General features: G+C 60.3%; 12 protein-coding genes. 3 read left to right on the top strand and 9 right to left on the bottom strand.

Annotation, left to right across the window (positions count from 1 at the left end):
* Positions 1-224: 224 nt before the first annotated feature.
* Entirely contained in the window at positions 225-635 is a 411-nt protein-coding gene (locus EI969_RS29825) for a flagellar basal body-associated protein FliL (protein WP_150716287.1), read from the bottom strand.
* A gap of 150 nt (positions 636-785) precedes the next feature.
* Between EI969_RS29825 and EI969_RS29830 the strand changes: the two genes are divergently transcribed.
* Positions 786-1763: an NADPH:quinone oxidoreductase family protein gene (locus EI969_RS29830; RefSeq protein WP_160390847.1), complete on the top strand. Its 978-nt coding sequence runs from the start codon at positions 786-788 to the stop codon at positions 1761-1763.
* A 51-nt stretch (positions 1764-1814) separates the two neighbouring features.
* Here EI969_RS29830 and EI969_RS29835 read toward each other — a convergent pair whose 3' ends face one another.
* The gene (locus EI969_RS29835) at positions 1815-2432 is read right to left on the bottom strand and encodes an energy transducer TonB (RefSeq protein ID WP_160390894.1); all 618 of its coding nucleotides are present in this window, start codon (positions 2430-2432) and stop codon (positions 1815-1817) included.
* 330 nt (positions 2433-2762) lie between these two features.
* Between EI969_RS29835 and glpT the strand changes: the two genes are divergently transcribed.
* Positions 2763-4112: a glycerol-3-phosphate transporter gene (gene glpT, locus EI969_RS29840; protein ID WP_160390848.1), complete on the top strand. Its 1350-nt coding sequence runs from the start codon at positions 2763-2765 to the stop codon at positions 4110-4112.
* Here glpT and EI969_RS29845 read toward each other — a convergent pair.
* From EI969_RS29845 to EI969_RS29875, 7 genes are all read right to left on the bottom strand, one after another.
* Positions 4088-4756, bottom strand: a complete 669-nt coding sequence (locus EI969_RS29845) for a gamma-glutamylcyclotransferase (RefSeq protein WP_053163718.1) — start codon at positions 4754-4756, stop codon at positions 4088-4090. The genes glpT and EI969_RS29845 overlap by 25 nt on opposite strands.
* 308 nt (positions 4757-5064) lie before the next feature.
* Complete coding sequence (locus tag EI969_RS29850; protein ID WP_160390849.1) at positions 5065-6033, bottom strand: CDP-6-deoxy-delta-3,4-glucoseen reductase; 969 nt, start codon at positions 6031-6033, stop codon at positions 5065-5067.
* A complete protein-coding gene (ubiD, locus tag EI969_RS29855) occupies positions 6033-7499 on the bottom strand; it encodes a 4-hydroxy-3-polyprenylbenzoate decarboxylase (protein ID WP_160390850.1) in 1467 nt (488 codons plus the stop codon). Before ubiD ends, EI969_RS29850 begins: the two co-directional genes overlap by 1 nt.
* Positions 7500-7568: 69 nt before the next feature.
* Positions 7569-9566 (bottom strand): acyltransferase family protein, encoded by a 1998-nt coding sequence (locus EI969_RS29860; protein WP_160390851.1) that lies wholly within the window; start codon positions 9564-9566, stop codon positions 7569-7571.
* Positions 9567-9761: 195 nt separating this feature from the next.
* Positions 9762-11021, bottom strand: coding sequence for a transcription termination factor Rho (rho, locus tag EI969_RS29865; RefSeq protein WP_046039047.1), 1260 nt, complete (start codon positions 11019-11021; stop codon positions 9762-9764).
* A 247-nt stretch (positions 11022-11268) separates the two neighbouring features.
* Positions 11269-11598: a thioredoxin TrxA gene (gene trxA, locus EI969_RS29870; RefSeq protein ID WP_003206727.1), complete on the bottom strand. Its 330-nt coding sequence runs from the start codon at positions 11596-11598 to the stop codon at positions 11269-11271.
* Between the two features lie 121 nt (positions 11599-11719).
* The gene (locus EI969_RS29875; RefSeq protein WP_160390852.1) at positions 11720-12427 is read right to left on the bottom strand and encodes a FadR/GntR family transcriptional regulator; all 708 of its coding nucleotides are present in this window, start codon (positions 12425-12427) and stop codon (positions 11720-11722) included.
* A gap of 256 nt (positions 12428-12683) precedes the next feature.
* Here EI969_RS29875 and EI969_RS29880 point away from each other — a divergent pair, with 256 nt between their 5' ends.
* The gene (locus EI969_RS29880; RefSeq protein ID WP_160390853.1) at positions 12684-13469 is read left to right on the top strand and encodes a transporter substrate-binding domain-containing protein; all 786 of its coding nucleotides are present in this window, start codon (positions 12684-12686) and stop codon (positions 13467-13469) included.
* Positions 13470-13474 lie beyond the last annotated feature (5 nt).

Genomic DNA, 13474 nt, shown 5'->3' on the forward strand with positions numbered 1-13474 from the left:
TGGCCAGAAGCCGAAGACGGCTTCCACGAATAGGCCTAATACATAGATGCAACGGGGCAGCGGTTTTTCAAAAGCGGGTAGACAGTGGGGGCGAGTCCATACATAGGAGCTGGCTTGCCAGCGATGGCGGTCTTGAGGGCTTGCACTTTGTAGGAGCCGGCTTGCTGGCGATGGCGGTTTTGAGGGCGCTATCGCCGGCAAGCCGGCTCCTACAGGATCCAGCATTACTGGATGATCAGGTTGTTGAACAACAGATCCTCAACCACCGGCTTGCCGGTTTCGTCGTTCATCACCTGCTGGGTCTGCTTCAGGGCTTCCTGACGCAGCTTTTCCTTGGCCTCGACGTTGTTCATCGTCTCGGTGGTCTGCTGGGCGAACAGCGCGACCAATTGATTGCGGATCAAGGGTTCATTGGCCTTCACCGCCTTGGTGGCCTCGTCACCGGTCACCCGCAACGCCACATCAGCCTTGTAGACCTTCAGTTTCGGCGTGCCATCGAGCCCGTAGTTGCCCACGAACGGCGGGCTCAGGGTGATGTAGTTGACCTTCGGTGCCGCACCTTCTTTGGCTTCTTCTTCGGCCACCGCTGCCACAGGCAGAGACAGGGCCAGCAACAACATGATCCACGCTTTCACAATTCGCTCCTTATCCGGTTTGCGGCCTAGCATAACGACCCGTCACACAAGCACAAGCTTATGGCTGACTATCAGGGGCGGGCATGCTCGTTGACCCGTCGACCCACACACCTACACTTATCGGCCATCACTCCCAAAGGAATAGCCCTGATGAAAGCCGTGCTGTGCAAAGCCTTCGGCCCTGCCGAATCGCTGGTGCTTGAAGAGGTCGCCAGCCCTGTGGCGAAGAAAAATGAAATCCTGCTGGAGGTACACGCCGCCGGAGTCAACTTCCCCGACACATTGATCATCGAGGGCAAATACCAGTTCAAGCCACCCTTCCCGTTCTCCCCGGGTGGCGAGGCGTCGGGCGTGGTCAGCGCCGTGGGCGAAAAGGTCAGCCATTTGAAAGTCGGTGACCGGGTCATGGCCCTGACCGGTTGGGGCAGCTTTGCCGAACAGGTCGCCGTGCCGGGCTACAACGTGTTGCCGATCCCGCCGACCATGGACTTCAACACCGCCGCCGCCTTCAGCATGACCTACGGCACCTCGATGCATGCGCTCAAGCAACGCGGCAACCTGCAACCGGGCGAAACCCTGCTGGTGCTTGGTGCCTCCGGCGGTGTCGGCCTGGCCGCGGTGGAAATCGGCAAGGCCATGGGCGCCCGGGTGATCGCCGCTGCCAGCAGCGCGGAAAAACTCGCCGTGGCCAAGGCCGCCGGTGCCGATGAGCTGATCAACTACAGCGAAACCAGCCTCAAGGACGAAATCAAACGCCTGACCGACGGCCAGGGCGCCGACGTGATCTACGACCCGGTCGGCGGCGACCTGTTCGACCAGGCCATCCGCGCCATCGCCTGGAACGGCCGCCTGCTGGTGGTCGGCTTCGCCAGCGGGCGCATACCCGAACTGCCGGTCAACCTGGCGCTGCTCAAGGGCGCAGCGGTGCTCGGCGTGTTCTGGGGCTCCTTCGCCCAACGCCAGCCACAGGACAACGCGGCAAACTTCCAGCAGTTGTTTGGCTGGTTTGCCGAAGGCAAATTGAAGCCGCTGGTGTCGCAGGTGTATCCGCTGGGCAATGCCGCGCAAGCCATCAATGATCTTGGCCAGCGCAAAGCGGTCGGGAAAGTGGTGGTGCAGGTTCGCTGAATCCGGCAAAGGGCCCGGCCCCCTGTTAACGGGGTCCAGGCGCTTTGATGCCTACAGAAGCTTGCGGATGTCTTCCGGCAAAAACCTCACATACCTGGAAACCGGGTTGTTGGAACATTGCCTGATAATGATCGGCACCTTTCTGTTCATGTCGGCAATCAATGACAGACGCCGCTCGGTCGGCAACGTTGCCGTTGAAAACGCATTCGACAGATAAGCCCTGACGTAATAGAACGCGGCGGAATCGATCCACGCGTATTCAGGGGCACGCGCTAGAGCCTCATTGAGATCGCGGCATCTCAATTCCTTGAGCCACTGATTGAGATGCAGGGGCAGATACACATCGAAGCCAAATATCATCGGTGCAATGACTTCCTGCTCCTGAGGCTTGTCACCCTCGACTCTCCATGGCTTGAATCGCCACTGCGCAACGGCGACCCGGACTGCCTCGGCGAAATCAGGATGATCGCTTTGCAAAATGCTCACCTTGCTGACCGAGCCATCGGCATGTGCCACGAACCTGACACGGACATTACCGGTGATTCCGGCCCGTTGCAGCGCCACCGGGTAAATCGGCTTGGGGTTGTATTCCGGCATCAGGAATACCTCACTTGCGCCGTTTGCAGCAGACATTACAAACAGCAGCACCACACACACAAACCAGCGCATCCCTCTCTCCCCACCCACACCTGAAACGCCATAGCTGGCAGTGCAACCAAGGTTAAAGCTCAAGGGCGCGGCCTTGAAGGTCACGGCTTCCGGTAACAAAGCAGGAGATTTCCCAAAGAATTGCCCTATTCAGGAGGACTCAGTCGCGTAAAGCATTGGCGGGAAACTCTTCCTACAACGCCCTTCACTTACACCTGAGCGACATGTTCATAAAGGAACACGCGATATCCAACATTTCCGCTGTTTTGCCGATGAGAACCGGTGCTATTTTCGTTAACGAAACTGTAACATTCGCATCCGCAGTCAAAACAAGAAATTTGGAGCTCTTGAATGTTTGCTTTCTTTCGTCCTGCCGCACATCAGGCTCCATTGCCTGAAGAAAAAATAGACAGCACTTACCGACGCCTGCGCTGGCAGATTTTCGCCGGCATCTTCATTGGCTATGCGGGTTACTACCTGCTGCGCAAGAACTTCTCCCTGGCCATGCCGTACCTGATCGACGAGGGTTACTCCCGTGGTCAGCTGGGTTTGGCGATGTCTGCCATCGCGATTGCCTACGGCTTGTCGAAGTTTCTGATGGGCCTGGTGTCCGACCGCTCCAACCCGCGCTTCTTCCTGCCGTTCGGCCTGCTGGTGTCGGCCGGGGTGATGTTCGTTTTCGGTTTCGCGCCCTGGGCGACGTCCAGCGTGACCATGATGTTCATTCTGCTGTTCATCAACGGCTGGGCGCAGGGCATGGGATGGCCGCCGAGCGGCCGGACCATGGTGCACTGGTGGTCGCAGAAGGAGCGTGGCGGCGTGGTGTCCGTGTGGAACGTGGCGCACAACGTCGGTGGCGGCCTGATCGGCCCGTTGTTCCTGATCGGCATGGGCCTGTTCAACGATTGGCACGCCGCGTTCTACGTACCGGCAGCCGTGGCGCTGGCGGTAGCGGTGTTCGCCTTTGTGACCATGCGCGACACCCCGCAATCGGTTGGCCTGCCGCCGATCGAGCAGTACAAGAACGACTACCCGGAAGGCTACGATGCCAGCCACGAAGAAGAATTCAGCGCCAAGGAAATCTTCGTCAAATACGTGCTGCGTAACAAAATGCTCTGGTACATCGCCATGGCCAACGTCTTTGTCTACCTGCTGCGCTATGGCGTGCTCGACTGGGCGCCGACCTACCTCAAGGAAGCCAAGGGTTTCACCGTAGATAAAACTTCGTGGGCGTATTTCTTCTACGAGTGGGCAGGCATTCCGGGCACGCTGCTGTGCGGCTGGATGTCGGACAAGATCTTCCGTGGCAACCGTGGCCTGACCGGCATGGTGTTCATGGCACTGGTGACGGTCGCGACGCTGGTTTACTGGCTCAACCCGGCCGGCAATCCGATGGTCGACATGATCGCACTGCTTTCCATTGGCTTCCTGATCTACGGCCCGGTGATGCTGATCGGCCTGCAGGCGCTGGAGCTGGCACCGAAGAAAGCGGCCGGTACGGCGGCGGGCTTTACCGGTCTGTTCGGTTACCTGGGCGGTTCGGTCGCGGCCAGCGCAGCGATGGGCTACACCGTGGACCATTTCGGTTGGGACGGCGGTTTCGTGCTGCTGGTCGGCGCCTGCCTGCTGGCGATGGCCTTTCTGGCCCCGACGCTAGGGCACAAACAAGTCGCCAGTCAGGGCCGCGAAGCGCTCGCTTGATCGGCTTTTGACTTACAACGCTTGAGCCGCGCCTCCAGATTCCGGTCTGGCATGGCGTGGCTGCGCAGGGCGTGCGCGGTTTGCTCGACATAATCGCGAGTGGTGCCGTAGCGCCCGCAGGCGTTTTCGAACACATGGCTCAGCACATGGTCCGGCAGGTTGCCGGCATAGCTGGGCAGATGTCGCTCCAGAACGAATCCCAATGCCTGAACCTGGCTGCCATCTTCGAGACGGCAGTTGAGCCAGTGCGGGCGGTAGGAAGGAAATGGCATCTCGCGCTGCCAAAGTGCGTACAGCGAGGCTTCGAGTTGCTCTTCGGGCAGGCGATAGGCGAAACCGCTGCAAGAACCACCGCGATCCAGGCCAAACACCAGGCCGGGCATTTCCGGCGTGCCGCGATGTTCGTGGGACCACAGGTACAGCCCGCGATGATAGCCATGCACCCGGCCGCGAACCCGCTCAACCGCCGTGCATTCAGGGCGCCAGATCAGCGAACCATACGCAAACAGCCAGACCGGCCCACCCTTGTGGCGCGCCATGGTCGACTGCATCGAGCCGAGTAATTGTTCGTGAGTGAGCTGCGGCCCCAAGTCGAGCCGCGGAGGGTAAGCCAGATTCAAAAAAGCAGATTCAATGGCGCTCATGGCGAATAGCGTTCAGCTCCCCGCGGGTGAAGAATTACTTAATAGAACGCACCGCTGTAACAATAAGGCACATAAGTTTTAAGGCAATTTAAATGCCATGGCGCAGTTATAACTTACCGAGATTTATATAAGTTTATAAATACCGAAACGCTATATATGGGGTTATAACCTGTAGGAGCGAGCTTGCTCACGATGGTGGTTAACGATGACGCGGGGAGTCAGGCTGCCCGCGGCGCTCTTGGGGCCATCGCGAGCAGGCTCTCTCCTACAGGGGGCGCGGCATTAGGAGCGCGGATCAAGATCGCGGATCAAGATCGCGGCGCATACGCAAATACGTCGGCGCGCATCTGATGGGCGTCCATTCCCGCTTCCACCAGCGCGTCCAGCGTGCCGTAGACCATGGCCGGAGAGCCGCTGGCGTATACGTGCAGCGGCTTGAGGTCCGGGAAGTCTTCACAGACCGCTTCGTGCAACATGCCGCAACGTCCTTCCCAGCCGCATTGATCGCTGACGACCTTGTGCAAGAACAGGTTGGGCAGCTTCAGCCATTCATCCCAATGCTCGATCTGGTAAAAATCCTCGGGACGACGCACGCCCCAATACAGATGCACCGGGTGTTTGAAGCCCGAGGCCCGGCAATGTTCGATCAGGCCGTGGACCTGGCCCATGCCGGTACCGGCGGCGATCAGCACGAGAGGGCCGTCCGGCAACTCTTCCAGGTGGGTATCGCCAAACGGCAGCTCGACCCGCACCATGCTGTTGCGCTGGAGCTGTTCGATCAGGCTCAGCGCACTGGGTTCGCGCGCCAGTACGTGGATTTCCAGGTCGCGCACCGCATGCGGGGCCGAGGCGAGGGAGAAGGCGGATTTTTCGCCGTTCTCGCGCTCGATCATCAGGTACTGACCGGCGTGATAACGCGGTGGTTTGCCGGCCGGAGCCCGCAGACGCACGCGCCAGGTGTCGCCGCCCACGTCCTTGCATTCAATGACCTGACACGACACGCGACGCACCGGCAGTTCTCCCAGCGCGAGCACGCCATCCCACAACACGATGCAGTCTTCCAGCGGCTCCGCTATGCAAGTGTAGAACTCGCCATGGTCGCGCACATCGCCGGCCTGCTCGACCCGCCCTTCCACCAGCAGCGCCGCGCACACGTGGCAATTGCCGTTGCGGCAACTTTGCGGGCATTCGTAGCCCAGACGTCGTGCGCCATCGAGAATCCGCTCGCCGGGCAATATCTCGAGCACTGCTCCGGAAGGCTGCAAGGTTACACGCATCAATCTATTCCTAACTGATTCCAGATGGCATCGATCCGCTGTGTCACGGCATCGTCCTTGACGATGACCCGGCCCCACTCGCGGGTGGTTTCGCCCGGCCACTTATGCGTGGCATCGAGGCCCATTTTCGAACCCAGGCCGGACACCGGCGAGGCGAAGTCGAGGTAGTCGATCGGCGTGTTATCGATCATCACCGTGTCGCGCTTGGGGTCCATGCGCGTGGTGATGGCCCAGATCACGTCGTTCCAGTCCCGGGCGTTGATATCGTCGTCGGTGACAATAACGAACTTGGTGTACATGAACTGTCGCAAAAACGACCAGACACCCAGCATTACCCGCTTGGCATGCCCCGGGTACGACTTCTTCATGGTCACGACGGCCATGCGGTACGAGCAACCTTCTGGCGGCAGGTAGAAATCGGTGATCTCCGGGAACTGCTTCTGCAGGATCGGCACGAACACTTCGTTCAACGCCACGCCGAGGATCGCCGGCTCATCCGGTGGACGGCCGGTGTAGGTGCTGTGGTAGATCGGCTTGATCCGGTGGGTGATGCGCTCGACGGTGAACACCGGGAAGCTGTCGACTTCGTTGTAGTAACCGGTGTGGTCGCCGTACGGGCCTTCATCGGCCATCTCGCCCGGATGAATCACGCCTTCGAGGATGATTTCGGCGGTCGCCGGCACTTGCAGGTCGTTGCCGCGGCACTTCACCAGCTCGGTGCGGTTACCGCGCAGCAGGCCGGCGAAGGCGTATTCGGAAAGGCTGTCGGGTACCGGGGTCACGGCGCCGAGGATGGTCGCCGGGTCAGCGCCCAGCGCGACCGATACCGGGAACGGCTGGCCAGGATGCTTCTCGCACCACTCGCGAAAATCCAGCGCGCCGCCACGGTGGCTCAGCCAGCGCATGATGACCTTGTTGCGGCCGATCACTTGCTGACGATAGATGCCGAGGTTCTGGCGATCCTTGTTCGGGCCTTTGGTGACGGTCAGGCCCCAGGTGATCAACGGACCGACATCGCCCGGCCAGCAGGTCTGTACCGGCAACATGGCCAGGTCGACGTCGTCGCCTTCGATGACCACTTCCTGGCACACCGCGTCCTTGACGACTTTCGGCGCCATCGCAATGATCTTGCGGAAGATCGGCAGCTTGGACCAGGCGTCCTTCAGACCCTTCGGCGGCTCGGGCTCCTTGAGGAATGCCAGCAGCTTGCCGATCTCGCGCAGTTCGCTGACCGATTCGGCGCCCATGCCCATGGCGACCCGCTCGGGGGTGCCGAACAGGTTGCCGAGCACCGGGATGTCATAGCCTGTGGGCTTTTCGAACAACAGCGCCGGACCTTTGGCCCGCAGCGTGCGATCACACACCTCGGTCATCTCCAGCACTGGAGAGACGGGGATCTGGATGCGTTTCAACTCTCCGCGCTGCTCAAGCTGCTGCACGAAATCCCGAAGATCCTTGAATTTCATTGATGTTGGCACCCGAAAAATAGGCGTACATCCTACCTGCTCTGCCGGCCGCTGGCAGCTTATCGCTGCTTATCGGGATGCATTCACCTGGCCTTTCACCTGATTTTCCCTGGCTTTCAGGTTGTCAAACAGCGGCTCGAGGATAGGCGCCACCCAGCGCGCACCGACTTCCGAGAGGTGATTGTCATCGGTGTACAGCGAGTAACCGCCGCGTTCGGCGCGGCACAAGCCACTCGCATCACACAGCCTTGGGGCCGGGTCAACCACATGTACCGCCGGGTCTTGCGCCAGCTGTGCGAACAATTGACTGATGAATGCCTGGCGTTTGTGATGTTCTGCGAGCGCCAGTCCGACATCGTCGACCGGGCGATCCAGCATTGCCAGGCGCGTGAGGCGATACGGTGGACTGAAGGCCTGCAATGGCGCCTCCTTCACCAGCCAGACCTGATGGCCGCCGGCACGCAATTGCGCGACGCGTGCACGCAAGCCATCGGCCAGACGTTGTTCGGCGCCGGCGCGGTCGTAATGCCCGTCTGCACTTTTCAGGGCATGGCCCAGATCACCCTTGACGTCGCCGTAGAGGTAAAGGCTCCAGCGCGCGACCAAGACCACATCGCTGACGGCTTGCGGATTGATGGCCTGCTCGACGCGCCGATTGAACCGCGCACAACGCGCATCGTGCTCCAGACCTTCGACAGGCAGACAACCGGGAGAACTGGCGAGCATCACGCTGACGTCATGGGCCTTGGCGCCGTCGTCGAACACCGGAATCAATGCCGTGGCGTGGCTATCGCCCCAGACCAGCGCCCGGGTCGAGTGGTTTTGCGCGCCATAGCGGCAGAACAACCTGTCATCCGGCGTCTTGTCATCGGCCAGGCAGGCCATCAGCTCCGGCCGCCATTCCCGAGCCTTGGCATACTGCAGCGCCTGGTCAGACAACCGCCAAGGCAAGCCATCGGTCCAGCGCAAGGTCTGCCCGGCGAGCCCGAGCACCAGGACACCGCAGGCACCGGCCAGCAGAATCTGCCGCCGCCCGGCGAGCAGGCGACGCTCACGAAACGGGGTCTCGACGAATTTCCACGACAGATAACCGAGCAACAGCGTCAGCAAGATCAACCCGGCACTTTCGACAGCACTCGACTCACCGACACTGGCATAGCTGGAGAATACGAACACCGGCCAGTGCCACAGGTACCAGGAATAAGAGATCAGCCCGAGCCCGACCATTATCCGACTGCTCAAAAAATGACCAACCCAGGTGTCACGATAACCGTTGGCCAGAATCAGCAGTACCACACCCAGCACCGGCAGCAACGCCGCGACACCCGGGAATGGCGTGGCCTTGTCATAACCGAACACCGCCAACAGGATCAGCACCATGCCCAGCAGGCTCAGCCACTGCGCCGCCACAGGCTTGAGGCGCCATGCAGACTTGGGCGCCACCGCCAGCATCGCACCGGCCAACAGCTCCCACGCACGCATCGGCAGCAGGAAAAAAGCCTTTTCCGGATGATGGGCGACGGCCCACACGCTCAAGCCAAAGGACAGCAGCAATACGCCGAACAGCGCAAGGCGCCAGTGTTTCAGGCGACTCGACAGCAGTGTCAGCAGCAACGGGAAGACGATGTAGAACTGCTCCTCCACCGCCAGCGACCAGGTGTGCAGCAGTGGCTTGAGATCGGAGGCGACGTCGAAATAGCCGTCCTGGCGCATGAACAGGATGTTCGACACGAACATCACCTGGTAACGCACCGAGCGTCCCAGCTCCTCGTAATCCTTCGGTGCCAGCAAGAACCAGCCGACCGCCAGCACCGCGATGATCATCGCGAACAACGCAGGCAGAATCCGCCGCGCCCGCCGGGCCCAGAAATCAACGAAGCTGAATTGCCCGGCCTGGCGCTGATTCCAGATGATCGACGTGATCAGGTAACCGGAAATCACGAAAAACACGTCCACGCCGACAAAGCCGCCGGTAAAGCCCGGGACGCCAAAATGAAACAGCACGACGGCGATCACCGCCACTGCGCGCAAGCCGTCGATATCCCTTCGGTAAACCAGTGTGCTCATAAATCGTTAAGCCAGTCAGATCATTATTATTTGCGCAGCCGCAGCGTCGACGCGGCGACCACTACAAACGCTGCTTCCTGAATTGCCAACTTACTGACCCTGGCCGCTGCAAAACCTCCCACGGCCCGGACAAAAATACGGGCAAAAAAATGGCGCCCCGCTGGGACGCCATTCTCTTGAACTCACCGGACGATGTTACTTGCGCTTCATCGACAGGAAGAATTCGTCGTTGGTCTTGGTCGTTTTCAACTTGTCGACCAGGAACTCGATGGCTGCAACTTCATCCATCGGGTGCAGCAGCTTGCGCAGAATCCACATGCGCTGCAGCTCGTCGTCGGCGGTCAGCAACTCTTCGCGGCGGGTGCCGGAACGGTTGATGTTGATGGCCGGGAACACGCGCTTTTCAGCGATGCGACGATCCAGAGGCAGTTCCATGTTGCCGGTGCCTTTGAATTCCTCGTAGATCACTTCGTCCATCTTCGAGCCGGTTTCAACCAGCGCGGTGGCGATGATGGTCAGCGAGCCGCCTTCTTCGATGTTCCGCGCGGCGCCGAAGAAACGTTTCGGTTTCTCCAGGGCGTGGGCATCGACACCACCGGTCAGTACCTTGCCGGAGCTCGGGATCACGGTGTTGTAGGCACGGGCCAGACGGGTGATGGAGTCGAGCAGGATCACCACGTCTTTCTTGTGTTCGACCAGGCGCTTGGCCTTCTCGATCACCATTTCGGCAACCTGCACGTGGCGGGTTGGCGGCTCGTCGAACGTCGAGGCAACCACTTCGCCGCGCACGGTGCGCTGCATTTCGGTCACTTCTTCCGGACGCTCGTCGATCAGCAGCACGATCAGATGAACTTCAGGATTGTTACGCGCGATGTTCGCGGCAATGTTCTGCAGCATGATCGTCTTGCCGGCTTTCGGCGGTGCAACGATCAGACCGCGCTGGCCTTTACCGATCGGGGCGCACAGGTCGATGACACGACCGGTCAAGTCTTCGGTGGAACCGTTGCCGGCCTCCATCTTCATGCGCACTGTCGGGAACAGCGGGGTCAGGTTCTCGAAGAGAATCTTGTTTTTCGCGTTCTCGGGACGATCGTAGTTGATCGTGTCGACCTTGAGCAGCGCGAAATAACGCTCGCCTTCCTTCGGAGGGCGGATCTTGCCAACGATGGTGTCACCGGTGCGCAAGTTGAAACGACGGATCTGGCTCGGCGAGACGTAGATATCGTCTGGGCCGGCGAGATAGGAAGCGTCAGCGGAGCGCAGGAAGCCGAAGCCGTCCTGGAGAATCTCCAGCACGCCATCACCGGAGATTTCCTCACCGCTTTTCGCGTGCTTCTTGAGCAGGGAGAAAATCACGTCCTGCTTGCGCGAACGGGCCATATTTTCTATGCCCATCTGTTCGGCCAATTCGAGCAGTTCGGTAATCGGCTTTTGCTTGAGTTCAGTCAGATTCATATAGGAATGACGTAATCATTTATGGAGGGGGGAAATTAAGCTTTTGGCTTAATGAGGCCGCGCCGCAGAGAAGGCGACAGGATCGCGTACTTATTCGAAAAGGAGTGCGTCGGCGACGGCTAGCAGGGGGCAATGGAGAAACCAGTGCGGGGCCGAATGTACCACCTGAGTTTAGGAGCGTCTAGCCCTGAATACGCAAAAAGCCCCGCTATTTGCGGGGCTTTTTCAGGACACTTTGCAGCGACGCTTAGATGTTGGCGTCGAGGAAAGCAGCCAGTTGCGACTTCGACAGGGCGCCGACCTTGGTCGCTTCAACGTTGCCGTTCTTGAACAGCATCAGGGTCGGGATACCGCGCACGCCATGCTTGGCCGGGGTTTCCTGGTTTTCGTCGATGTTCAGTTTGGCAACGGTCAGCTTGCCTTTGTAGGTCTCGGCAATTTCGTCCAGAACAGGAGCGATCATTTTGCAAGGGCCGCACCACTCAGCCCAGTAGTCGACCAGTACAGCGCCTTCAGCCTTGAGTACGTCGGCCTCGAAGCTAGCGTCGCTAACGTGTTTGATAAGATCGCTGCTCATGGAATTCTCCAGGGTTGTAAGCAAAAAAACGTGGCCCATCATAGCTGCCCTTCCCTCGTTCAGGAAGGTGCAGATGATTGAGTCTCGCTATGGTGGTCCATGAGTTTGGGTATAGCCCAGGTCAGGTCGTGGCGGGAGCGACGAAGGCGATTCCGGTTCGCAACGCCGCGTTGCGCACATGCTCGTGCATGGCTTTCTGCGCAGCGCCAGAGGCTCGGCGAGCCAGGGCGCGAAGGATCTTGCGGTGCTCCTGCCAGGTTTCCATGGCCCGCTCGGCCCGGATGAACGGTAGCTTCTGGCTCTCCAGGAAGATCTCGGCGCTGGCAGTGAGGATGCTCAGCATCGCCTGATTGCCGCTGGCCAGCAGGATGCGCCGGTGGAATTCAAAGTCCAGCCGCGCCGCGGCTTCGAAGTCGCCGGACTTCAGTTCGTTGCGCATGGCAGCGACATTGTCTTCCAGTGCATCGAGTTCATCGGTGCTCAAGGTCACGGCCGCCAACCCTGCGGCAAACCCCTCCAGCGCATAACGCAACTGGAAGATATCCAGCGGCGAAGCCTGGGCCGCGAACGGCCAGCCCGGCGCCGCATCGCCTCGCGGCAGCTCCACCGGCGCCTGCACGAACACGCCTTTGCCTGGCTGGATACTGATGACGCCCAGCGCACTCAGGGACGATAACGCTTCGCGCAAGGAAGCACGGCTTACGCCCAGTTGCAGCGCCAAGTCCCGTTGCGAGGGCAAGGCATCCCCCGGCCCGAAGCCCTGTTCGGTGATCAGTTTGCGGATGGCTTGCAGCGCCACTTCAGGCACGGCGCGGGAGATCGAGTTCATGGTTTTCCAGACGAACCAGGCCAATGAGCGCTCAGTTGTAAAGCTATTCGCGACGCCCGGCAAGTCGTGCCCCATGGGGGTTCGGCGATTTTCCCGACTGCGCCATCAGGGTGCGAAACACAACCTGACTGTTCAGACCAGTAAGACCGTGCAACGCCAGCAAAACCGCGCTCTGGCGCCCCAAACCCCCTATGTTGGCATGGCCCATGCTCTGTCGATCGGCAGAAATCACTTCTCGCCGATTCGGAGATTTGCCATGACCCAGCGTTACAGCGCCCTCCTCGCAGCCCTGTTTGCCAGCCTGATGCTGAGCCAGGCACCCGCCCACGCCGACGGTCTGGAGGATGTGGTCAAGCGCGGCGTGCTCAAGGTCGCCGTGCCCCAGGACTTCCCTCCCTTCGGCTCGGTCGGCCCGGACATGAAGCCCCGTGGCCTCGACATCGACACCGCGAAACTGCTGGCCGACCAGCTCAAGGTCAAACTCGAACTGACCCCGGTCAACAGCACCAATCGCATCCCGTTCCTCACCACCGGCAAGGTCGACCTGGTGATCTCCAGCCTCGGCAAGAACCCGGAGCGCGAGAAGGTCATCGACTTCTCCCGCGCCTACGCGCCGTTCTACCTCGCCGTGTTCGGCCCTCCGGACGCCGACATCAAGACCCTGGACGATCTCAAGGGCAAGACCATCAGCGTCACCCGCGGCGCCATCGAAGACATCGAGCTGACCAAGGTCGCCCCCGAAGGCGTGACCATCAAGCGCTTCGAAGACAACAACTCGACCATCGCCGCGTACCTGGCCGGGCAAGTCGACCTGATCGCCAGCGGCAACGTGGTGATGGTGGCGATCAGCGAGAAAAGTCCGAAACGCGTGCCGGCGCTGAAAGTGAAGCTCAAGGATTCGCCGGTCTATGTGGGCGTGAACAAGAACGAGCCGGCGCTGCTGGACAAGGTCAACCAGATCCTCGTCACCGCCAAAAGCGACGGTGCGCTGGAGAAAAACGCCCTGACCTGGTTGAAAGAACCGCTGCCGGCCGATCTCTGATTCGG

This window comes from Pseudomonas sp. PB101 (genome assembly GCF_009764265.1).
In the GTDB taxonomy this organism is placed as follows: domain Bacteria; phylum Pseudomonadota; class Gammaproteobacteria; order Pseudomonadales; family Pseudomonadaceae; genus Aquipseudomonas.

Excerpts from the sequence above, each read along its gene's own strand:
- EI969_RS29830 (WP_160390847.1), top strand. The coding sequence starts at position 786 with ATGAAAGCCGTGCTGTGCAAAGCCTTCGGCCCTGCCGAATCGCTGGTG.
- EI969_RS29835 (WP_160390894.1), bottom strand. The coding sequence starts at position 2,432 with ATGCGCTGGTTTGTGTGTGTGGTGCTGCTGTTTGTAATGTCTGCTGCA.
- glpT (WP_160390848.1), top strand. The coding sequence starts at position 2,763 with ATGTTTGCTTTCTTTCGTCCTGCCGCACATCAGGCTCCATTGCCTGAA.
- EI969_RS29845 (WP_053163718.1), bottom strand. The coding sequence starts at position 4,756 with ATGAGCGCCATTGAATCTGCTTTTTTGAATCTGGCTTACCCTCCGCGG.
- EI969_RS29850 (WP_160390849.1), bottom strand. The coding sequence starts at position 6,033 with ATGCGTGTAACCTTGCAGCCTTCCGGAGCAGTGCTCGAGATATTGCCC.
- ubiD (WP_160390850.1), bottom strand. The coding sequence starts at position 7,499 with ATGAAATTCAAGGATCTTCGGGATTTCGTGCAGCAGCTTGAGCAGCGC.
- EI969_RS29860 (WP_160390851.1), bottom strand. The coding sequence starts at position 9,566 with ATGAGCACACTGGTTTACCGAAGGGATATCGACGGCTTGCGCGCAGTG.
- rho (WP_046039047.1), bottom strand. The coding sequence starts at position 11,021 with ATGAATCTGACTGAACTCAAGCAAAAGCCGATTACCGAACTGCTCGAA.
- trxA (WP_003206727.1), bottom strand. The coding sequence starts at position 11,598 with ATGAGCAGCGATCTTATCAAACACGTTAGCGACGCTAGCTTCGAGGCC.
- EI969_RS29875 (WP_160390852.1), bottom strand. The coding sequence starts at position 12,427 with ATGAACTCGATCTCCCGCGCCGTGCCTGAAGTGGCGCTGCAAGCCATC.
- EI969_RS29880 (WP_160390853.1), top strand. The coding sequence starts at position 12,684 with ATGACCCAGCGTTACAGCGCCCTCCTCGCAGCCCTGTTTGCCAGCCTG.